Annotated in this window: 19 protein-coding genes; 13 read left to right on the plus strand and 6 right to left on the minus strand. The window is 70.8% G+C overall.

Features of this window, described 5'->3' with window-relative positions:
- Positions 1-594: 594 nt before the first annotated feature.
- Positions 595-1,437 (minus strand): helix-turn-helix transcriptional regulator, encoded by an 843-nt coding sequence (locus CTZ28_RS19835; protein ID WP_121890981.1) that lies wholly within the window; start codon positions 1,435-1,437, stop codon positions 595-597.
- A 124-nt stretch (positions 1,438-1,561) separates the two neighbouring features.
- On the opposite strand from CTZ28_RS19835, the gene CTZ28_RS19840 reads away from it, so the two are divergent.
- Complete coding sequence (locus CTZ28_RS19840; protein WP_121890982.1) at positions 1,562-2,302, plus strand: SDR family oxidoreductase; 741 nt, start codon at positions 1,562-1,564, stop codon at positions 2,300-2,302.
- The gene (locus CTZ28_RS19845) at positions 2,302-3,168 is read left to right on the plus strand and encodes an SDR family oxidoreductase (RefSeq protein ID WP_121890983.1); all 867 of its coding nucleotides are present in this window, start codon (positions 2,302-2,304) and stop codon (positions 3,166-3,168) included. Before CTZ28_RS19840 ends, CTZ28_RS19845 begins: the two co-directional genes overlap by 1 nt.
- Before the next feature lie 103 nt (positions 3,169-3,271).
- Here the strand turns inward: CTZ28_RS19845 and CTZ28_RS47075 are convergent, their stop codons facing one another.
- Positions 3,272-3,412, minus strand: a complete 141-nt coding sequence (locus tag CTZ28_RS47075) for a hypothetical protein (protein WP_183154475.1) — start codon at positions 3,410-3,412, stop codon at positions 3,272-3,274.
- 15 nt (positions 3,413-3,427) lie between these two features.
- On the opposite strand from CTZ28_RS47075, the gene CTZ28_RS47080 reads away from it, so the two are divergent.
- From CTZ28_RS47080 to CTZ28_RS19885, 9 genes are all read left to right on the plus strand, one after another.
- Positions 3,428-3,583: a hypothetical protein gene (locus CTZ28_RS47080; protein ID WP_183154476.1), complete on the plus strand. Its 156-nt coding sequence runs from the start codon at positions 3,428-3,430 to the stop codon at positions 3,581-3,583.
- Positions 3,584-3,872: 289 nt separating this feature from the next.
- Positions 3,873-5,231, plus strand: coding sequence for an MFS transporter (locus CTZ28_RS19850; protein WP_121890984.1), 1,359 nt, complete (start codon positions 3,873-3,875; stop codon positions 5,229-5,231).
- 87 nt (positions 5,232-5,318) lie between these two features.
- Complete coding sequence (locus CTZ28_RS19855; RefSeq protein ID WP_121890985.1) at positions 5,319-6,125, plus strand: alpha/beta fold hydrolase; 807 nt, start codon at positions 5,319-5,321, stop codon at positions 6,123-6,125.
- Positions 6,122-7,753: an FAD-dependent monooxygenase gene (locus CTZ28_RS19860; protein ID WP_121890986.1), complete on the plus strand. Its 1,632-nt coding sequence runs from the start codon at positions 6,122-6,124 to the stop codon at positions 7,751-7,753. Before CTZ28_RS19855 ends, CTZ28_RS19860 begins: the two co-directional genes overlap by 4 nt.
- Positions 7,754-7,773: 20 nt before the next feature.
- Entirely contained in the window at positions 7,774-9,876 is a 2,103-nt protein-coding gene (locus CTZ28_RS19865) for a hydantoinase/oxoprolinase family protein (protein WP_121890987.1), read from the plus strand.
- A gap of 11 nt (positions 9,877-9,887) precedes the next feature.
- Entirely contained in the window at positions 9,888-12,212 is a 2,325-nt protein-coding gene (locus tag CTZ28_RS19870) for a hydantoinase B/oxoprolinase family protein (RefSeq protein ID WP_121890988.1), read from the plus strand.
- An 83-nt stretch (positions 12,213-12,295) separates the two neighbouring features.
- Positions 12,296-12,940 (plus strand): TetR/AcrR family transcriptional regulator, encoded by a 645-nt coding sequence (locus CTZ28_RS19875; protein ID WP_121890989.1) that lies wholly within the window; start codon positions 12,296-12,298, stop codon positions 12,938-12,940.
- A gap of 85 nt (positions 12,941-13,025) precedes the next feature.
- Positions 13,026-13,844: an alpha/beta fold hydrolase gene (locus tag CTZ28_RS19880; RefSeq protein WP_121890990.1), complete on the plus strand. Its 819-nt coding sequence runs from the start codon at positions 13,026-13,028 to the stop codon at positions 13,842-13,844.
- 7 nt (positions 13,845-13,851) lie between these two features.
- Positions 13,852-14,721, plus strand: coding sequence for a VOC family protein (locus CTZ28_RS19885; protein WP_121890991.1), 870 nt, complete (start codon positions 13,852-13,854; stop codon positions 14,719-14,721).
- Between the two features lie 95 nt (positions 14,722-14,816).
- Here CTZ28_RS19885 and dmpG read toward each other — a convergent pair whose 3' ends face one another.
- The 3 genes from dmpG to CTZ28_RS19900 are packed head-to-tail and all read right to left on the minus strand — an operon-like array spanning position 14,817 to position 17,602.
- On the minus strand, positions 14,817-15,827 hold the full coding sequence (dmpG, locus tag CTZ28_RS19890) for a 4-hydroxy-2-oxovalerate aldolase (RefSeq protein WP_121890992.1): 1,011 nt from the start codon (positions 15,825-15,827) through the stop codon (positions 14,817-14,819).
- Positions 15,824-16,786: an acetaldehyde dehydrogenase (acetylating) gene (locus CTZ28_RS19895; protein WP_121890993.1), complete on the minus strand. Its 963-nt coding sequence runs from the start codon at positions 16,784-16,786 to the stop codon at positions 15,824-15,826. The genes dmpG and CTZ28_RS19895 overlap by 4 nt, the downstream gene beginning before the upstream one ends.
- Before the next feature lie 9 nt (positions 16,787-16,795).
- Entirely contained in the window at positions 16,796-17,602 is an 807-nt protein-coding gene (locus CTZ28_RS19900) for a 2-keto-4-pentenoate hydratase (RefSeq protein ID WP_121890994.1), read from the minus strand.
- A gap of 70 nt (positions 17,603-17,672) precedes the next feature.
- Between CTZ28_RS19900 and CTZ28_RS19905 the strand changes: the two genes are divergently transcribed.
- Positions 17,673-18,422: an IclR family transcriptional regulator gene (locus tag CTZ28_RS19905; RefSeq protein ID WP_121890995.1), complete on the plus strand. Its 750-nt coding sequence runs from the start codon at positions 17,673-17,675 to the stop codon at positions 18,420-18,422.
- A gap of 85 nt (positions 18,423-18,507) precedes the next feature.
- The gene (locus CTZ28_RS19910; RefSeq protein ID WP_121890996.1) at positions 18,508-21,276 is read left to right on the plus strand and encodes a helix-turn-helix transcriptional regulator; all 2,769 of its coding nucleotides are present in this window, start codon (positions 18,508-18,510) and stop codon (positions 21,274-21,276) included.
- Positions 21,277-21,363: 87 nt separating this feature from the next.
- On the opposite strand, the gene CTZ28_RS19915 is transcribed toward CTZ28_RS19910, so the two are convergent.
- On the minus strand, positions 21,364-21,915 hold the full coding sequence (locus tag CTZ28_RS19915; protein ID WP_121890997.1) for an HdeD family acid-resistance protein: 552 nt from the start codon (positions 21,913-21,915) through the stop codon (positions 21,364-21,366).
- Between the last annotated feature and the right edge of the window lie 232 nt (positions 21,916-22,147).

The raw sequence follows: 22,147 nt of genomic DNA on the forward strand, positions 1-22,147 counted from the left end.
GGCACGGAACCTCTCCAGCGTCGCGACACACACGCACGGTCCGGCCTCGCCGGGGACAACGCTGTCAGCGCGAACACCGGGAGCGTGCACACTCGGGGCAAGACGGCAGTGGACACACGGGAGCGCACCCCCGCGTTCACGACCGCCGACATCACATACGGAGAAAGCGGACGGCGGGCGAACAAAACTCGTACGGGAGGTACGCGTCGGCCACCGCGAAGGCGACGCACCGGCCTCACGCACGGCGGTCCGGGCGCGGACGATCGTCGCCGGCACCGCCGACGTGGGCGTCGGCCACGCGAGCACCGCCGCACGGAAACTGACTGTCCCGAAGCCGGTCAAGCCGTTCTCAGCCTCGGCGCCATGAAGTCGCTTCGCGAGGGCCTGTTCGGCATGCTCGGCCGCCTGCGCGGGGCGACGGGCGGCCGGAACCCGTCGATCGCCTGGCCGAAGAATGCCTCTCGACCCGAACTCCGGCCATCCATCCCCCCGTCGGCAAGGCGCGGGCCGCGCTGTCCGTCAGCTCTCACCGCAGCGTAGCCAGCGACCCGGCCGGTCCGCGACCGGTTCGGCACACAGCCGTCCCAAGCGCCCCTACCGAGCGAAGTTCTGTGTGCCGAGAACGGCGAGCAGTTCGAGTTTGGCGACCGAGTCGGTGCCGACGGCGGGCGTGAACCACAGCAGCCGTTGCCGTCCGTCCTCGCTGTACAGGTTCAGGCAGTTGACCTCGAGAAGCCCGAGATCGGGGTGGATCAGGCGCTTGCGGTCGTTGCGCCGGAACTCGACGTCATGCCGGGCCCATGCGTCGGCGAACTCCGGGCTGCGGGCGGAGAGTTCCGTGATCAGTGCGGTCACTTCGGGGTCGTCGCCGCGGCGCCGTGCCGTGGCCGCGCGCAGGTCGGCGACGAAGGCATGCGTGTGGTGGTCGTGGTCCTCGGGCGGGTAGATCGCCCGCGCCGCCGGATCGGTGAACCACCGGTACAGGAAGCTCGCGGTCCACCCGGTCGTGGCGGGTGGCGGGCCGAGCAGGGCGTTGGCCAGCCGGTTCTGGACCAGCGTGACACGCAGGTCGGTGACCACCTGAGCCGGTGTGCTGTCGAGGCGGTGCAGCAGGTCCAGCATGCCCGGATGGACGTGGTCGGCCGGACCGCCGGACGGGGGCAGCGGGCGACCCGCCAGCGCGAAGAGGTGATCGCGCTCGTCCCGGCTGAGGCGCAGTGCTCGGGCAAGGGCCGCCAGCATCTGCTCGGACGGCTGGGCGCCGGCCCCGCGTTCGAGCTCGATGTAGTAGTCGACCGAAGCCCCCGTCAGCTGAGCGACCTCCTCGCGGCGCAGACCCGGCACACGGCGGCGGGGTCCGGCCGGCAGACCGACGTCCGCGGGCCGGATCCGGTCACGGCGCGACTTCAGGAAGGCGCCCAGTTCGGAAAGATTCACACCACCAGTCTGATCGGCCCGTTCACCACGTGCCAGGGGACGCCGACCCCTGGGTCGTCGGCCACTGGATGCCCCGGAGCTGCGGACTCATCGTGGAGGGCGTACCGAGCAAAGGAGCAGACCCATGAGTGGGAGCAACCCTCGCGTCGCCATCGTGACCGGCGGCTCGCGTGGTATCGGCCGCGAAGTGGTGACCCGGCTGGCCGCGGACGGCCTGGCCGTCGTCGTCGGCTACGCCGGGAACAAGGACAAGGCAGAGGAGGCCGCCGACGCCGTGCGGCAAGCGGGCGGCCGGGCCGTCGCCGTGCGGGCCGATGTGGCCGACGAGAACGCCGTGACCGCACTGTTCGACACGGCCGAGGAGGAGTTCGGCGGCGTCGACGTGGTCGCGCACGTGGCCGGCAAGATGGTGTTGCAGCCGCTCGTCGACTTCGACCTGGCCGTGCTGGACGACATGCACCGCACCAACATCCGCGGCACGCTCGTCGTCGCCCAGCAGGCAGCGCGCAGGCTGCGTCCCGGCGGCGCGCTGATCACGTTCTCCTCGTCCATCGTCGTGCAGGCCACGCCCGCCTACGGCCCCTATGCGGCGAGCAAGGGTGCGGTCGAGGCGCTGACTCTCATCCTGGCCCGTGAACTGCGTGGCCGGGACGTCACGGTCAACGCCGTGGCCCCCGGCCCCACCGTCACCGACCTGTTCCTCGAGGGCAGGGACCAGGCGACGATCGACCGGCTGGCGTCCCTTGCCCCGCTGGAGCGCCTGGGCACGCCCGCCGACCTGGCGGGGGTGGTCTCGTTCCTGGCCGGCGCGGAGGGCCACTGGATCAACGGCCAGATCATCCGGGTCAACGGAGGAGCCATCTGATGATCATCGTCATCACCGGGGCGTCGAGCGGTTTCGGCAAGCTCACCGCCGATGCGCTGCGCGAGGCCGGGCACACCGTGTACGCCGGCACCCGGCATGAGCCCGGGCCCGGCGAGATCCGGCTCGACGTGCAGTCGCAGCCCTCGGTGGACGCCGCGATCGACCGGGTCCTCGCCGAGCAGGGGCACATCGACGTCCTGATCCACAACGCGGGACACATGTCGCTCGGACCGGCCGAGGCGTTCACCACGGAGCAGCTGGCCGAGCTCTACGACGTCAACGTACTGGGCACGCAGCGAGTGAACAGGGCCGCGCTTCCGAGCATGCGGGAACAGGGGCACGGCCTGCTGGTCTGGGTCGGCAGTGCCAGTACACGGGGCGGGCGGGTTCCGTTCCTGGGCCCGTACTTCGCGGCCAAGGCGGGGATGGACACGCTGGCCGAGAGCTACGCGCGCGAGCTGATCAAGTTCGGCATCGAGACGACCATGGTGCTGCCCGGTGCCTTCCCCAGTGGCACGAACCACTTCACGCACGCGACCAGGCCGGCCGACACCGAGTGCGCGGCGGCCTACGACGAGCCGTACGGAGAAGTGCGCGACAAGATCTTCCGCAACCTCGCGGGCCTCTTCCCGCAGGGCCGCTCCGCCTCGGAGGTGGCCGACGAGATCGTCCGGGTGATCGGCCTGCCGCCGGGCAGCCGCCCGTTCCGCACCCACATCGACCCGATCCACGACGGCAGTGAGGTGGTGACCCTCGTCCACGACCGCATCCAGCAGGAGATGTCCTACCGGATCGGGATCGAAGAGCTCCTGTCTCCCGACCAGCGGCGCCCCGAGACACCGTCCGGAACGGCGACGCCCTCCTGAACCAGAACACACGCACGGAGGCGGCCGGCGACCATGCCCGGGACCGGCCCGCCCGATGCCACGGTTGCCGAGAGCGCCCACCGCGGCGACGCGTTCGGCGTTCTCATCGGCCGCCTCCTTGGCGCCGCAGGCGGCGACTGACGGGGAAGAGCTTGGCTCCCTGCGCGGAGAGGGCCACGACGGGGCCGTCGGCCGGGTCGCCCACGGTCCGTCCGATCAGCATGCCGGCCGTCAGGCCGACCATCGCCGCAACGTGGTGATGCTGACCGATACCGGCCGCCACACCCTGCGGGCGGCCATCGCCGCCTGCGAGGAGGCCGAGCATGCGCGGCTCGCACCGCTCACCGCCCAGTCCGCGGCACACCTGCGTGAAGCGCTGGGGACCGTCGTCAGTCAGTCACGCCCACACGCATAGCAGGCGGAGTATCACCACTGCGCGGCCCGGCCGGGCGGGCCGGCACCCCTCTCCGGCCAGTGAATCCCAGGCCGCACCCCCTCCTCAGCCAGGCGCTTTCGCAGGACCGTGGCGAACGGACAGCGAAGCGCGGACGGAATCTGGTCAACGCATCACCGAGCTTGTAGAGTGAGCGTTCCATACACGGAGTGGGCGCTCCGTTCTCAGCATGGCTTCCACCGTCAGCTCAGCTCACGGGCCTTCCCGCGCGGGAGGGTCCGATCATGCGTCGCAACGAAGCGAGGTTCCTATGAGCGTTCTTGAGCAGGTCAAAAAATCGCCGATGAGTCGCGCTCAGATCAGGGCGGTCGTCCTGTGCCTCGGGATGAACCTGATCGACGGGTTCGACCTCCTGGCGACCTCCTTCGTCAGCCCGGCGATCACTCGGGAATGGAAGCTGTCCCCGTCGCAGGTGGGATTCCTGCTCAGCAGCGGCCTGGCGGGCATGGCCTTCGGAGCGCTGTTCCTCGCCCCGCTCGCCGACCGCATCGGTCGCCGCCGCTTGACCCTCATCGGCCTCGCGGTGGCTTCGCTGGGCATGCTGAGCGCGGCCGCGTCACAGGATTTCGGCCAGCTCATCGCCTGCCGGCTGGTGACCGGCTCGGCAGTGGGGGTGATGGCGGCCAGCTTGCCCGTGCTCGCCTCCGAGTACGCCAACAACAGACGCAGGGGCTTGGCCGTCGCACTGATCACGACGGGCTACGGCCTGGGCTCGGTCATCGCCGGCATCGCGACGAGCCTGCTGCTCAACTCGTTCGGCTGGCGATCGGTGTTGGTGCTCGGCAGCGTCGCCACAGCGATCCTCTTCGCACTCGGACTGCGCTTCCTGCCCGAGTCGATGGACTACCTCGTCGCCTGCCGTCCCCGTGACGCCCTGGCCAGACTCAACCGCATCCTCACCTCGATGGGCCATCCCCAGGTCGACGAGCTGCCCCGCAAGGAGCTGACGTCGCGCAAGGCGGCGGTCGAAGCGCTGTTCCGCGGGCACAACGCACGTCGAACGGTGCTGGTCTGGGTCGCGTTCACCGCGGCGATGATGGCCTTCTACTTCGCGAGTTCCTGGACGCCCAGTCTGCTGCTGCAGGCGGGTATGTCCAGTCAGCAAGGCATCAGCGGTGGCGTGCTCTTCAGCCTCGGCGGCGTCATGGGTGCGGTGTTGCTCGGGGTGTCGGCATCCCGTGTCGAGCCTCGCCGGCTGACCGCTGCCTACTTCTGCGCAGCCGCACTCGCGCTCGTTCTCTTCTCGGCGTCGCTCGGATCCCTGGCCGGCGCGCTGGTCGTGGCGGTGCTCGTCGGTCTTCTGCTCAACGGCTCGGTGTCGGGCATCAACGTCATCGTTCCGACGCTCTATCCGGCCGAAGCCCGTGCGACGGCGCTTGGCATCGCTGTCGCCGTGAGCAGGCTCGGTGCCGTTCTGGCGCCACTGCTCGCCGGCTTCCTGCTGCAGGCCGGCTGGGCTCCGGGGGCGATGTTCCGGATCTTCGCGATACCGGCCCTGATCGGCGCCCTGGCGATGATCCTCCTCGTCCGCGGAGCACAGGTCCACCGCGATGCGAGGGGCTCGTCGGTCTCACTCGAAGCCACCGGGAGTACGGCGACACGAGCATGAGTGGTCAGGCCCACAGGTCTGGCCACCTCGTATCGCCGCAGACTACGTACCTTGCACCAGTGCGATCCATACAGGAGAGGCGGTCGGATGTCGGCCACATCGGAGGATGCCGCCCAGCCGGGCGCGCGTACCGGGCGGGGTTCTCCCCTCGTTCTGCTCCACGGCGGCGGGCCGGGTGTCGACGCCGCGAGCAACTGGGCCACCGTGCGCCCCAGGCTCTCGGCCCGATTCCGCTGCCTTGCCCCCGACCTGCTCGGCTTCGGCACACAGCTCACCGGCGGCGCGGCGGGCGCCGGCGGGCTCCAGGGGCCACGGGCCTGGGCACGGGCCCGCGCCCGACAGGTCCTGGATCTGCTCGATCGCCACGGTCTGGAGCGCGTGCACCTCCTCGGCAACTCGGCCGCGGGTGGCGCCGCTGCGCTGGCCCTCATGGCCGAGGCGCCCGAACGGATCGAGCGCGCGGTCCTCATGGGCGGCGCGGGCACCGGACCGCTGCCCCGTGTCGTTCCCTTCTACGGCTCACCGACGAGGGAGTCCATGCGTGCCACGCTGGGCCGTCTGGTCGCGGACGAGGGCGCCCACCGCGAACTCCTCGACGGCCTCGCCGGCCTCCGGCTGGAACAGGCCCTGCGCCCCGGCGCCGAGGCGGCCTTCCGGTCCATGTTCACCGAGGTCGCCGACGGACCGCCCCCCGCCGACCTCGCGAGGATCGCCACCCCGGTCCTCGCCCTGCACGGGGAGCGCGACCGGGTCGCACCGGTCGATGTCTCCGCGCGTCTCGTCGAGGCGCTGCCCTGCGGGCGCCTCGAGATCGTGGCGGGGGCGGGCCACTGGATCCACGTCGATCGACCGGACGAGTTCTGCACCCTGGTAGGGGAGTTCCTGAGCATATGAGACATCACACCAGCAGCCATGAGGACCGGGCCGATGTCCTCATCGTCGGCGCCGGACCCACGGGCCTGACCCTCGCCATCGATCTCGCCCGGCGCGGCGTGGCCTGCCACGTCGTGGAGGAGACCGAACGGCGGGCTGTCAATCCCCGCTGCAACACCACGTCCGCCCGGTCGATGGAGATCTTTCGACGGCTCGGGCTCGCCGACGACATCCGGCGGGCCGGTCTCCCCGAGGACTACCCGATGTCCATCCAGTACCGGACGACCCTGCGGGGCGAGGAGATCTTCCGCATCGACCTGCCGTCGGCCGGCGAGGTGCTGGCCGGTGCCGGCAGAGACCGCTGGCCCACGCCGGAGCCGCAGCACAGGATCTCGCAGCTGTTCCTGGAGCCCATCCTGGAGCGGCACGCGAGCAAGCTCCCCGGGCTGACCCTCGAACGCGGTACCCGGCTGGTCGAGCTGCGGCAGTACGAGGATCACGTCGAGGCGGTCGTGGAGTCCGCCGGCACCACCCGGGTCATCCGCTGTTCCTACGTGGTCGGCTCCGACGGGGCCCACAGCGCGGTCCGCCGCCAGTTGGGGATCCGCTACCAGGGCGTCGACGCGATCCAGAAGTTCGTCTCGACGTTCGTCCGCTCCAGCGAGCTCGGGCGCCTCGCCGCACCCGACCGGGCCTGGACGTACTGGACCTACGGCCGTCGACTCGCGTCCCTGATCGCCATCGACGGGGACGAGCTGTGGCTCCATCACGTCGCCTTCGATCCGGGCCACGACACCGACCACGAGGATCCCGAACGGCTCCTGACCGAGGCCGTGGGCGGGGAGGTCGAGCACGAAGTCCTCGGCGTGGTCCGGTGGACCGGGCGCCAGCTGGTCGCGGAGCGCTACCACGACGGTCGGGTGTTCCTGGCCGGGGACGCCGCCCACATCTGGATCCCTGTCGGGGGGTTCGGCATGAACGCCGGGATCCAGGACGCGGCGACGCTGAGCTGGATGCTCGCGGCGGTCCACCACGGGTGGGCGCCCCCGGACCTGCTGACCGCGTACGAACGGGAACGCAAGCCGGTGGGAGAGCAGTTCGCCGGCGCCGTGGGCTCGGCCGCACGCGCGTCTCTCGCGGACGTCTCGCCGGACATCCACCTGCCCGGCCAGGACGGCGAACGGGCACGTGCCGAGCTCGCTGACCGGCTCGCGGTGACGGAGCCGCACCGCTACTCGCCCGACGGCTTCAGCTTCGGCTACCACTACGCGAGTTCACCGCTGGTGGTCGGGGGCGAGGGGCAGGCCGTCATCAGCATGGGCGGATACCGGGAACGAGCACAGCCCGGATTCCGGCTGCCGCACAGCTGGCTCGACGACGGCCGGTCGGTGCTCGACGTGCTCGGGCCCGACTTCACCCTGCTGCGGACCGACAGCACCGTCGATGTGGAGCCCTGGACCGACGCGGCACGTGAGCGAGGGATCCCCCTCACCGTGGCCGACCTGCCCGCGCGATGGCCCGACCGCTATCCCACGGCGCTGCTGCTCGTCCGTCCCGACCAGCACATCGCCTGGATGGGCGGAGCGGACGCCCGTCCTGACGAACTCCTGCACACAGTCACCGGGCGCCTCGCCGCCCACCAGCGGTAGCGAACACCGGGAGAAGGCACATGTCATACGCACTGGGCATCGACGTCGGCGGCACGTTCACCGACGCCGTCGCCTCCGACGGTGCCGGCCGGATCGTCTCGGCCAAGACGCCGACGACCCCGCCGCACCGTGAGGTCGGCGTCATGCGCGCGATCGAGGACCTGGCGGGTGAGCTGGGCATCGGCGTCGGCGAACTGCTCTCGCGGACCGACTACATCGCCCACGGCACGACCGCGTCGATCAACGCCCTCGTGCAGGGGACGGTGGCCGACGTCGGGCTCATCGCCACCAAGGGCCACCGGGACGCGATCTACATCATGAACGCCGAGGGCCGCACTCTCGGCCGGTCGGCCCACGAGATCCAGGACACCCTCCGGCAGCGCAAGCCCGCGCCGCTGATTCCGAAGCACCGCGCGCTGGAGGTCACCGAGCGGATCGACCACGCCGGGAAGGTCCTGGTCCCGCTCGACGAGGACGAGGTCCGCAGCGTCGCACGGTCGCTCGTGGACCAGGGTGTCGAGGCGATCGCCGTCTGTCTGCTGTGGTCGTTCAAGAACGGCACCCACGAACAGCGCGTCCGCGAGCTGATCCACGAGATCGCCCCGGATCTGTACGTCACGCTGTCCTCGGAGGTCAGCCCGCGCATCCGCGAGTTCTCGCGGACCTCTACGACGATCATGAACGCCCAGATCGGGCCCCGGCTGCGTATGTACCTCACACCGCTGCAGAAGCAACTGGAGGAGGGCGGGCTCAAGGGGCCGCTGCTGGTCATGCAGAGCGAGGGCGGCACCATCACGGCCGACCGGGCACCTGAACACGCCATCACCACGGTCGGGTCCGTCCTGTCCGGCGGCGTCATCGGCGGGATGCGCCTGGCCGAGCAGCTCGGGCACCGCAACGTCATCACCACGGACGTCGGCGGCACGACCTTCCTGGCGGGGCTGATCGTCGACGGGGAGCCGGTCATGGCGCCCGGCTCCATCGTGAACCAGTTCCCGATCAACGCGGCGACCATCCGTGTGCACACCATCGGGTCGGGCGGCGGGGCACTCGCGTCCGTGGACGCCGGCGGAAACCTGCGGCTGGGCCCGCAGAGCGCCGAGGCCGTCCCCGGCCCCGCCTGCTACGGCAACGGCGGCACCCGGCCCACGAACACCGACGCCAACCTGGTCCTCGGCATACTCAGCGAACGCGGGCTGCTCGGGGGCAGGAAGCCGCTCCGGATGGACCTGGCGCGCGAGGCGATCCGCGAGCACGTGGCCGAACCGCTCGGCCTCACGGTCGAGGAAGCCGCCATCGCCATCCACGAGGTGCAGAACGCGCAGGCGGGAGACCTCCTGCGCCGGGCCGTCGTACAGGCCGGCTACGACCCCCGCGACTTCGTCGCCTACGCATTCGGCGGTGCCGGACCCGCCCACTGCGCCGGCTACTGCCAGGACCTGGGGGTGAGCGAGGTCGTCGTACCGCTCGGTCCCGTCGCGTCCGCCTTCTCCGCCTACGGGCTCGCGGCCTCGGACATCGTCCTGAGCGCCGAGCTCTCCGATCCGTCCGCCTTCCCGGTCGACCACACCAGGCTCGAATCCCACTACGCCCGGCTGGAGGCCGACCTGCAGCGCGCCCTCGACCGGCAGCAGGTGAAGTTCCACGACGTGACGCTGCAGCGAGAGATCGACCTGCGCTACTCGATGCAGGTCAACGAGCTGGCGACGGCCATCCCTGACACGGAGTTCACCGAGCGCACCGGTGACGAGATCCTCGAGCGCTTCGAGGAACAGTACGAACGCATCAACGGGCCCGGAGCCGGCTACCGCGAAGCCGGCGTGCAGGCGATCACCTACCGCGTGCGGGCCAAGGCCGGCCTCGGTTTTCCCGTCGTGCTGCCGGACGTTGCGCCGGGCGACGGTCCCGACCCCGCCGACGCCCTCCTCAAGGAACGCTCCGTCTGCCTCGACTCACAGATCGGCTTCGTGCCCACCCCCGTCTACGACTATGCCCGGCTGCGGGCGGGCCACGAGATCGTCGGGCCGGCGATCGTCGATGTGCCGACCACGGTGGTCGTGGTCCCCGCCGGCATCACCGGCCGCGTCGACCGCCTCGGCAACCTCGTGCTGAGCTACCAGTGAGGACAGCTTCCATGACATCCAGGATCCCCGGGGCGGACGAGTTCACCAGCCGGCCCCTGCCGCGCGAGGAGCTGCTGCGGCAGGTCTCGCCCTCGCTCCCGCTGCACCGGATCGACGACGAGCAGGCCGGCCGGGTCAACGCCCTGACCTATGAGGTCGTACGGCACCGCCTCTGGGCGATCACCCAGGAGATGGGTGAGACACTGCGGCGGATGTCGGGCTCGCACGTCGTCACCGAGTCCAACGACTTCAACTTCTCCATCTGCGACGAACTCGGCGAGCAGGTCCAGGTCGGCGCCTACAACGTGGGCCTCATCGGCTCCATGGACCTGGCCATCGTGTGGACGCTGCGCAACCGCAGTGACAATCCGGGCATCGCCGAGGGCGACATGTTTCTCTGCAACGACCCGTGGATCGGCGGCGGGCTGCACCAGAACGACGCCGCGGTCCTGGCCCCGATCTTCCACGAGGGCAAGCTGTTCGGCTGGACGACGGCCATCGCCCACCAGGTCGATCTGGGCGGGCCGCGCCCGGGCTCCTTCAGCCCGTCGGCCCAGGACGTGTTCGGCGAGGCGCTCCCCACCCCGCCCATCAAGGTCGTCCGGGACGGGGTGCTGCAGCGCGACGTCGCCGACGCCTGGGTCCGCAGGTCACGGCTCCCGCACCTGGTGGGGCTCGATCTCCGGGCCAAGATCGCCGCCAACAAGAACGCGGCGGAGCAGATCCTCCGGCTCATCGCCAAGTACGGCGCCGACACCGTCAAGGCCGTGATGCGCCGGATGATGGACGACGCCGAGCGCCGGCTGCGGGCCAAGCTCGAGACGCTGCCCGACGGGACCTGGACCGCGGTGGGCTACCAGGAGCAGTCGCAGACCGGTGACCGCGGCCTGCATGCCATCAAGGTCGCGATGTCCAAGGAGAAGGACCGGCTCGTCTTCGACTTCCGTGGGACCGCCGGGCAGACCGGCATCATCAACTGCCCCTATCCGGGGCTGCGGGCCGGGATCGTCTTCACGATGCTGCCCTTGCTGGCCGGGGACATACCGTGGGCGGCGGGCGGGCTCATGCGCTGCTTCGAGATCGTCACCGACGAGGACACCCTCACCAACGCGTCGTTCCCAGCGGCCGTGGGCAAGGGGCCGTTCGGACCGGCGTGGGGATCGGGCAACCTGGTCGCCGAGGTGCTGGCCAAGATGCTGGACGCCGAACCCGCGCATCGCAGCGACGTGCAGTCGATCTGCAACGGCACCACCGACCTCTGCGTGGTGTCCGGCGTCGATGTCCGGGGCGGTGGCAGCAAAGGCTTCGTGTCGCCCATTTTCGACGTCATGGCGGGCGGCTACGGGGCTCAGGTGCACCACGACGGCGTCGACACCGGCGGTCGGCTCATCATCCCCGCCGCGCGGGCACCCGACGTAGAGATGACCGAGTACCTCTATCCCCTCGTCGCCCTGTGGCGCCGTGAGCAGACCGACTCCGGCGGGCCGGGCCGGCAGCGCGGTGGGATGAGCGGCTCGGTCTGCTACGTGCAGCACCCGGACCAAGTCGGGGCGATGGCACTGGTCGTGTCCGGGACCGGCAAGGTCGCGAACCAGAACGTCGGCCTGGCCGGGGGTTATCCGGGCAACTCCCAGCTCGACCTGGTGGTGCGCGGCATCGACGTGCCTCAGCTCGCCGGGGCGACGGCCGTCCCCGCTGGCCTGGACGAGCTCGGTGGCGACATCGAGGTGCTGCCCTGCGAGGGGGAGTCGGCTCTCCGCCCCGGTGACGCGCTGTACCTGCACTGGCAGGCGGGCGGCGGGTACGGCGACCCCCTGCTCCGCCCGGCCGGGAACGTGCGCGACGACGTGCTGCAGGCCCGCGTCTCGGTGACGGCCGCTCGGGACGTCTACGGCGTCGTGCTCGGGGAGGACGACGAGGTGGACGTGACCGCGACCGAGGAGACACGCGACAGGCTCCGGCACCGGCGCGCAACCGGCTCCGGCCTGACCGGCACCCGGCCCGCGCCGATCGGCGCGCCGGACCTGACCGGGGCCCGTCGGCTCGACGACAACCTCGCCGTCCTGGACTCGCCCGCGGGCAGGACCGTCGTATGCGCCCACTGCAGCACGGAGATCGGGCCACTGGCCGGCGGGGCGTTCGTCGCGGCGCTGGCCCGCCGCGACGCGGCCCCGACCGACGCCGGCCCGCACATCTGGCGCGACCCGTCGGTGTACGTCGACGCCGAGGTCGTCTTCCGCCAGCTGTTCTGCCCGGGCTGCCTGACCGCGGTGCACTCCCGTGTCGTCCCCGTCGACCATCCGCTGCCCCTCGACGACTACCGGAACTGGACGTGACGGCCGGAAAGCCGGTCGCGCTGCGGGGCCGTACGGCCTCGGGCTGTTCAAGTCGTGCGCCGTGCCGGACCTATCATGGGCCGGTGGCAAAGGGAAACAGATCCGAATCGTCCACCGCCGGCTCGAACAGCCGGGACGTCGTTCTGGACGCGGCTCGGACTCTCATCACGAGCAGAGGGTACGACGGCATGTCCATCTCGGACCTGTGCGCGCAGTCCGGGCTGCCACCCAGTTCGATCTACTACCACTTCGGGAACAAGCTCGGTGTCCTGGCGGCACTGCTCGAACGCACCTTCCACGACTTGCACACCTTGTTTCCGAACCCGTCCTCGTTCGACGAGCTCGCGCCGCTCGAACGCTTCGAGCGATGGGTCACAGGGGCGTGCAACGCCCTTGACCAGCGGCCCGATTACCTGCGCCTCCTGCTGGCCATCAGCGTCGGCCCGCACAAGGACACCGAGACGGTGCGGAACACCGTGCGGCGCATCCGCGACTACGCTCACGCGTCCTGGGTGGAGGCGCTCACCCCCATCTTCGCGCCGGACGGCGGCGAGGACGACAAGGCCTTCGTCGACCAGTTGGCCGTACTGGGGCGGGCCATCACCGACGGGCTGTCGGTGACCAACAGCTTCGACGGCATGTCATACAGCGCACACATCACCCCCTTTGTCGCCCTGGTCCGCAGCCACGCGGAGCAGCGAGGACGCGGCAGCGCGCGCGACTCCTGACGCAGGCGCCCGGCGCCGAGCCGGGCGCACCCCTCGCAGTAGTATAGTGAGCGTTCCATACACTCCTTGGACGGAGGTACTAGACGTGACGAGCGCGTTGGATGTCGGGGACGGAGAACTCGCTTACACCGAATTCGGTACCGGCAGCCCGGTGGTGTGGCTGCACGGCTCCGGGCCGGGCGCCACGGGCATGAGCAACTTCGGCGCGAACCTGCCGGCCTTCGAGGACCACCGGAACATCGTGGTGGATCTTCCGGGCTGGGGTCGCTCGCCACGGCCCGCGACGGACGAGCCGCTGCTCTTTCACGCGGCGGAACGAGTGTGCCGCGCGATGACGGCCCTCGGAATCGACCGAGCCCATCTGGTGGGCAACTCCTACGGTGGCGGTGTCGCGATGCGGATCGCCATGCGCCACCCCGATCGGGTGGACCGGCTCGTGCTCATGGCACCCGGCGGAGTCCTCCCCGAGGACGCGCCGCCCTGGCCGGTCGGACTCGAGCACCTCTTCGCCTATATGACGGCCGAGAAGCCCGCACGCGAGGAAATGGCCCAGTTCGTACGCCTCATGGTGTACGACGAGGCCCTGGCGACCGAAGCCCTCATCGACGAGCGGTACGAGTCGAGTCTCCGGGCTCATCCCGAGCTGCCGATACCCCCGAACTTCGGTGATCTGACCCCCGACCTGGCTCTCATCGCCGCGCCCACCCTCCTCGTGTGGGGGCGGGAGGACCAGACCGTCCCACTGACCTGGGCGCCTGCGATCCTCCGCGGCATCCCCGACGCGGAGCTGCGCGTTCTGCCGCACTGCCGGCACTGGGTGCAGTACGAGCGCGCGCCCGAGTTCAACCACATTGTTCGTGAGTTCCTGCAAGGCGGAGCCGCTGCCGCCGCGTCGGAGGGATGACAACGCCATGGGCATCCGCAAACTGGGCTACATCGGCCTCAATGTCGCCGACCCGGACGCATGGGCCGACCTCCTCGGGCGCACACTGGGAATCGGTGTCACCGCCGACAAGGTCGGCACGGAGGAGGTGGCCCTGGCCGAGCTCGACGAGTTCAAGTACCGCCTCGCGCTTCATCCGTCTACGGAGGACAGCCCGCGCGAGGTGGGCTGGATCGTCGATTCGCCGCGCGAGCTCGACAGAATCACCCGCCGGCTGCTGGACGCGGGCTTCGCGGTCCAGGACGGATCTGCGGAGGAGACGGCGCTACGCGGTGCCACCCGGCTTCGGTGGTTCACCGATCCCGTCGGTTACCGCGTGGAGTTGGCGATCGGTGAGACCAAGGTGCGTACCGGTCCGGCCCGTCCGGCCGACGCGCGTCCCGGCGCCACCGGTCTCGGCCACTTCGTCCTGGCCGGCCCCAAGCTCGACGAGCTCCGCGAACTCTACGAGTCCGTACTCGAGTTCAGGCTGACCGACTATCGCGCGCCCGGCCTGTACTTCCTTCGCTGCAACACAACCCACCACAGCATCGCGCTCGCGCACGCGGAGACGCCGTCCATCCACCACATCGAGATCGAACACGGCTCGATCGACGACGTCGGACGCGCCTACGACCGGGCCCAGGCCCATGGGGTGCCGATCTCGATCAGCCTCGGCCGGCACATGAACGACAAGGCGATCTCGTTCTATGTGAGGAACCCCAGCGGGTTCCACCTCGAGATCGGATGCGGTGGCATCGACGTGGACGAGGACTGGCTCCCCCATGATTTCGGGACGTCGGACGTCTGGGGGCATCACCACACCGACGTCAACCCCTTCGCCTCCCCCGCATCATGACGACCGAGAACCTGCGCTGAGGCCGCGACCAGAACCGGGTCGTCGACAACACCGACGACCCGGCAGTGGCGAAGGCGGCTTCCCAAGCGGCGGGTCTACCGGGCGGACGCGAGGGTGAGAGCGATGTCGATGATCATGTCTTCCTGTCCGCCGACCAGGCGCCGCCGGCCGCACTCCATCAGGATGTCGCGCACATCGACGTCGTACCGCCGCGCGGCGACCTCCGCGTGCCGCAGGAAGCTGGAGTAGACGCCCGCGTACCCCAGTGTGAGGGTCTCGCGGTCGACCCGGACCGGTCGGTCCTGGAGCGGCCGGACGATGTCGTCCGCGGCGTCCTGCAGCGTGAACAGGTCGCAGTTGTGCTTGAGGCCCGACAGGCTCGCGACCGCGATGAACGCCTCGATGGGGCAGTTGCCCGCCCCCGCGCCGTGTCCGGCGAGCGAGGCGTCGACGCGATAGGCGCCGTTCTCGACCGCGACCACCGAGTTCGCGACGGAGAGCGAGAGGTTCTCGTGGGCGTGGATGCCGATCTCCGTGGCCGGGTCGAGGATGTCGCGGTAGGCCCGCACCCGGGCGGCGACGTCGTTCATCGTCAGCCGGCCGCCGGAGTCGGTGACGTAGACGCACAGGGCACCGTACGACTCCATCAGCTTGGCCTGCCGGGCGAGTTGCCCGGGCTCGGCCATGTGGGAGAGCATCAGGAAGCCGGAGACGTCCATACCCAGTTCGCGGGCCGCGGCGATGTGCTGGGCTGAGATGTCGGCCTCGGTGCAGTGGGTGGCCACGCGCACCGAGCGGACGCCGAGGTCGTAGGCGCGCTTGAGTTCATGGATCGTGCCCACGCCAGGCAGCAGCAGGGTGGTGAGGCGGGCGTTCTCGAGGACCGAGGCGGCGGCCTCGATCCACTCCCAGTCGGTGTGGGAGCCGGGGCCGTAGTTGACCGAGCCGCCGGCGAGGCCATCACCGTGGGCGACCTCGATCGCGTCGACGCCGGCCGCCTCCAGTGCCACAACGATGCGTGTGACGTCGTCGGGCGTGATGCGGTGCCGGACGGCGTGCATCCCGTCGCGGAGGGTGACGTCCTGTACGAAGATCGGGGTGCTCACTTCGCGGCCTCCTTCGCGGCGGCGATCTTCTCGGCCATCTGCACGGCGGCCGAGGTCATGATGTCGAGGTTCCCGGCGTACGCCGGTAGGTACATGCCCGCGCCCTCGACCTGGAGGAAGAGTGACACCTGGTGGGTCGGCCGCGCGTGCGGTCCGTCGGCCAGCAGCGTCCCGACCGGCTGATCCGCCGGAACCTCGCCGATCTGGACGTCCTGGACCAGCTGGTAGCCCGGGACGTACGCGGCGACGTCGGTGGCCATCTTCCGGACCGACTCGGCGATCTGCGCCTTGGCGGTCGTACCGTCCTCCCCCTCGGGCAGGGTCACCAGCGCGAAGACGGTGTCACGCATCATCAGCGGCGGCTCGGCCGGGTTGAGGATGATGATCGCCTTGCCGCGCCGGGCGCCGCCGACCCGCACGATCGCGGCGGAGGTCGTCTCGGTGAACTCGTCGATGTTCGCCCGCGTACCGGGGCCGGCCGACTTGGCGGCGATCGAGGCGACGATCTCGGCATACGCCACCGGGACGACCCGGCTGATCGCGGCCACGACAGGGATCGTGGCCTGACCGCCGCAGGTGACCATATTGACGTTGGACGCGTCGAGGTGTTCGTCGAGGTTGACGGCGGGGACGACGTACGGCCCGATCGCGGCCGGTGTCAGGTCGATCATCCGGATTCCCAGCGGGCGCAGCTTCGCGTCGTTGTGCTGGTGCGCACCGGCCGAGGTGGCGTCGAAGACGATGCCGATCTCGTCGATCTGCGGCGACTTCAGCAGTCCGGCCACGCCCGCGGCGGTGGTCTCGAACCCGAGGCGCCGGGCTCGGGCCAGACCGTCGGAGGCCGGGTCGATGCCGACCATGACTCCCATCTCGAGGTGGTGCGCAGTGCGCATGATCTTGATCATCAGGTCGGTGCCGATGTTGCCCGACCCGATGACGGCGACCTTGGTCCTGTTCATCGTCGCTCCTTATCCGGAGAAGGCGACCGACACCGTGCCGAGGCCGGTGACGGTGGCGTGTACGGCGGAGCCCGGCGTCACGGGACGCATCGGGCCGAGGGCACCGGAGAGGACGACCTGGCGCGCGCGGAGCGGTTCACCCAGTTCGCGGGCCCGGCGGGCGAGCCAGACGACGGCGTTGACCGGGTCGCCGAGGCAGGCGGCACCGCTGCCGGTGGAGACGGTCTCGCCGTCGACCGTCATCGTCATCTCCGCCGCGACGGGGTCGAAGTCGGTGAGCGCCACCCGGCGCGCGCCGAGCACATAGCCGCCGGCCGAGGCGTTGTCGGCGACCGTGTCACCGAAGCTGATGTCCCAGTCGGCCACGCGGCTGCCACAGATCTCGATCGCGGCGACGGCGTGGCCGATGGCCTTGCGCACCTGGGCGGCGTCGAGCGGTCCTTCGGCCAGGTCGGCCTCGAGCACGAAGGCGATCTCGGCCTCGACCCGTGGCTGGAGGATCGCGCCGGCCGGCACGGCCGAGCCGTCGGCGTAGGCCATGTCGTCGAAGAGGACGCCGAAGTCGGGCTGGTCGACGCCGAGTTGCTGCTGCACGGCCGCGGAGGTGAGGCCGATCTTCCGGCCGACGACCGTGGCGCCTGCCTTGATCCGCTCGGCGGTGAGCTGCTGCTGCACGGCGTACGCCGCTTCGACGTCGTCACGGCCGATCAGGTCGCGCACGGGCGCGGCAGGGTGGCCGGTGGCCGCGGCCTCGCGGAGCCGGGCCGCCGCTGCGGCAATGCTGTCGGTGCCGACAGCGGGCTGGTTCTGGGGCATGGCATCCAATCTGTGCCATGGGCGGGGCGAGCTCCACGGTGGCGTTCCACTCAGCGGTACGCTCTTTGCCATGGAGGACAGCAACACCGTCCTGGGCAAGGCATTGGCGATCCTGCGCGCGTTCGGCCCGGCCGACTCCGTGCTGCCGCTCGCCGAGTTGGTCCGGCGCACCGGGCTGGCCAAGGGCACCGCCCACCGGGTCGCCGGAGCCCTGGTCCACCACCGGCTGCTCGACAAGACCGAGCACGGTTACCGGCTCTCCGGCGGCCTCTTCGAACTCGGCCTGCGCGCGGCCACGGAGCGCACGCTGCTGGAGCTGGCGATGCCGTTCCTGCAGGATCTCTACGAGCGCACCCATGAGACGGTGCACCTCGGCGTGCGCGAGGGCCATGAGGTCGTCTACCTCGCGAAGATCGGCGGGCACCGCCAGACCAGGGCCCCGTCGCGCACGGGCGGCCGGATGCCGATGCACTGCACCGCGATCGGCAAGGTGCTGCTCGCCCACGCCGGGGAGGACGAGTGGGCCGCCGTGCTGACCGGCCCGCTGGAGCGTCGCACGCCCCGTACGGTCATCGCGCCGGGCCTTCTTCGCAGGCAGCTCGACACGGCGCTCGAAACCGGTGTCGCCTACGAACATGAGGAGTCGGCCCCCGGCCTGCTCTGCGTGGCAGCGCCGGTCCTCAGGCCCGACGGGTCCACGGTGGTGGCCGCGATCAGCGTGATGGGCCCGGTCGGGCGCTTCCGTCCCGAGTCCCACGAAACCGCTGTGCGTGCGGCGGCGACGGCACTGGGCTCCACCCTCGCACGCCGCCGGCCGTGACACCGCCGGCGGATCGAACCATAGGATCAGCGCAGATGACCCCGTCCCCGGCGTCTGCCCGGGCCCCGAGGAGTGCTGCCGCGCCATGGTTCACGAGCTGCCGGATGCGTTCCCCGCCGCCGGCGGTGGTGTGCCGTTCCTCGGGCGCGCGGAGGAACTGGCCGTGCTCCGGAGCGTCGTCGACCGGGCAGAGGCCGGCCACGGCGGAGCACTGGCGGTGCGTGGTGAGGCGGGTGTCGGCAAGACCTCGCTCCTGCGGGAGGCGGCGAACGCGGTCGTAGGGGCCCGGGTGAGCCGGGTCGCGGCGATCGAGTCCGAGTCGGACCTGCAGTACGCGGGCCTGCAGTTGCTGCTCTCCCCCTTCCTGCACGGCCTGCCCGCCCTGCCGGCCCCGCAGCGCCTGGCGCTGACCACGGCGTTCGGCATGGAAAGCGGCTCACCCCCGCAACGCTTTCTGATCGGTCTGGCCGCGCTCTCCCTGCTGGCGGACGCGGCGGCCGGAGGAACCGTCGTGTGTGTCGTCGACGATGCGCACTGGCTGGACCGGGAGTCGGCGGACGCCCTCGCCTTCGTCGCGCGGCGCGTCGCCTCCCACCGGATCGCCCTGCTCTTCGGCGTCCGCGACACGGAAGCCCCCGACTCGCTGTTCGCCGATACGCCGGAACTGCGCCTGGAGGGGCTTCCGGCAGACGTCGCGAGGCGTCTGCTCGGCGGAGTACGCCTCGACGATCGTGTCGCGGACCGGCTGGTGTCCGGTACCCGCGGCAATCCGCTGGCTCTCCTGGAGCTGACCAGGGAACTCACCGCCGGGCAGCTCTCGGGCGCGGTGGCGCTGCCCGACCCGCTGCCGGTCGGCCGCCACCTCGAAGAGGTCTTCCGCAAGAGACTCGGAAAGGTTCCCCCGGACACCCGCACCCTGCTGCTCGTGGCCGCGGCGGAGACTTCCGGGGACGCGCACCTCGTGTGGCAGGCCGCGAACAGGCTGGGGGCGGGGCGCGCGGCGGCGGTCGCGGCCGAGGAGAGCGGGTTCCTCGTGCTGAGTTCCGGCATCGTGTTCCGGCATCCGTTGATGCGCTCGGCCGTGTACCACGGTGCCTCGCCGCAGGAGCGCCGGCTGGTGCACGAAGCGCTCGCCGCCGAGGACGACGACCGGGAACGGCGGGTGTGGCACCGGGCGCTCGCGGCCCTCCACCCGGACGAGGACATCGCGCGCGACCTCGAACAGGCGGCCGGACGTGCGGTCGCCCGCGGCGGCTACGCCGCCACGGCCCGCCTGCTGAACCGAGCCGTGCAGCTGACGACGGACGAGTCCCGGCGGCCCGGCCGGCTGCTGGCCGCCGCACGGGCGACGCTGGACAGCGGCAACCCGAGCGGCGCAGACACACTGCTCCAGCAGGCGACGCCGCTGCTGTCGCCCGGAACGGGGCGGGCGGACCGGCTCCGTCTCCTGGCCTCGATCCGCTTCGCGCAGGGGCAGGTACGGGAGACGGTTCCGCTGTTGCTGGAGGCGGCGGAGCTGCTGCTGCGGCATGACGAGCGAGCGGCCCGTGACACCCTGTTCCAGGCCATGGAGGTGGCCACCTGGACCGGCAAGGCCGACATGATGGCCGTCGCACGGGTCGTACGGACGCTGGAACCCGTCGATCCGGACACCGCGTCGCCTGTCGATCTCCTCACCGCGGCGCTGACGGCCCGGCTGCTCGACGGGTACGAGGCCGCCTATCCGCTGTACCGCCGCTGCACACGGAGCCTGCTCGCCACCGAGGACCTGCGTGGCTTCAATCTGGGCAGCATCGCCGCGAGCGAGATGTGGGATCTGGACGGCCTGCTCGCACTGACCTCCCGATGGATCGAGCTGGCCCGGGCGCAGGGTGCCCACGGAGCCCTCTCCCTGGCGCTCCTGCTCCGCGCGATCCCCGAGCTGTGGCGCGGCAACTACGCGGCCGCCCGGGAATTCGGCCAGACCTCGGCCGACCTGTCCGACCTGACGACCGGGCAGCAGGGCAGAACGGGCAGCGGTATCGAGCTGCTCTACTGCATGACCGGACCCGAGCGGGCCACACGGGAGACGGCCGCGGCCCATGTGCGTGAGGCGACGGCCTCGGGCCGGGAGCACTACGGCACCCTCGTCCCCCGGCTCGCGCTGTGCCAGCTGGAGGTGGGTCTGGGCAACTATCCCGCCGCCGTGACCCACGGACTGCGTGTCTTCACCGCCGACACACTCGGGCCTACCTGCGCCAATGTGTTGCCCGAACTGATCGAGGCGGCGCAGCGGTCCGGGGACACGTCGACCGCCCAGGCCGCGCTGGAGCGGCTGCGCACGGCGGCGACCGCAAGCGGCACACCCCTCGCCCTGGGCCTGCTGGCCCGCTCACAGGCGCTCGTCGCGCGGGACGACGAGGCCGAGGAGCACTACCACGAGGCGATCCGTCAGCTGGAGTCGTCCGCCGCCCGGCCGCAGGCCGCCCGGGCGCATCTCGTCCACGGCGAGTGGCTGCGCCGACAGCGCCGGCGGCGCGAGGCACGCGACAGCCTGCGCACGGCTCACGAGCTGTTCGACGCGATGGGCGCCGACTTCTACGCCCGGCGGGCACGGATCGAACTGGCCGCCGCCGGCGAGCGGTTGCCGTTCGCTGAGGCCGATGCCGCGGCTCGGCTCACGCCGCAGGAGGCACGCATCGCGCGGCTGGCCTCGACCGGCGTGCCCAACCGGGACATCGCGGCGCAGCTCTTCATCAGTCCCAGCACGGTCGAGTACCACCTGCGCAAGACGTTCCGGAAGCTCGGTGTGACATCCCGCGGGCAGCTGCGCGACGCACTGGCGGCACATGGGGTGCCCGAAGACTCGATGTGACGTCGGCGTGCGGGGAGCACGACGAAGCGCCCCACCGGACCATGGGTGGAGCGCTTCCGCGGCGCGGCAGCCTGGGTTTCTCGTCGCTCAGGCGCCCGTCGGACCGGCACCGCGTGTGTCCTTGAGGAGGCGCCGTTCCTGAAAGGACACGACGATGACCGTGGTGCCGTAGAAGAGTGTGAACAGTCCGAACACGGTCGCCAGGGACACCGCACCGATGTCCGGACGGACGAAGAGCACGAAGGCCAGCGCGACGGACAGCAGGCCGCTCAGCACGAACTGGGCGCGATGGCCGGGCGTTTCTCCTCGCCGGAAGGCCAGAGCGATCTCCAGGGCACCCGTCGCCAGGGCCCACGCGCCGATCCAGATCGTCAGGGCGAGCGCCGTGATACCGGGCCACGCCAGCGCGACCACCCCGGCCGCGACCGAGAGCAGGGCCAGCAGCAGCCAGCCGAACACAGGCTCCACCCGGTCGCTGCTGAAAGCCCGTGCGCCGTCCGTCGCCGCGGCGAGGAACGCGTAGACCGCGAACAGAATGACGAAGGCGCCGATGGTGATCTCGGGCCAGGCCACGGCCACCACTCCGACGGCGACGGCCAGCAGGCCACGCCAGAGCAGTGCGTTGGGCGAGGTGAGCATGATGATCTCCCAAGGGTGAAGGGTGCCTGGTTCCTGACACGAGTGGAGAAGGCACGACCGTGCTCCCGACCTTGCTCAGGTCGTCTTCTCGCTTCGAACCTAGGGCTGCCGACAGGGGCGGGCATGCGTCATCCGACTGGACTCGTCACGGGATGACGTAGGTGGGCGCGCAGAGGCGCCATCCGCCACCGGCCTCATCCGGGCGCCGAGGCCCAGCACCTCCGCGAGGGGC

Origin of the sequence: Streptomyces shenzhenensis, from assembly GCF_003688995.1 — a bacterium.
In the GTDB taxonomy this organism is placed as follows: domain Bacteria; phylum Actinomycetota; class Actinomycetes; order Streptomycetales; family Streptomycetaceae; genus Streptomyces; species Streptomyces shenzhenensis_A.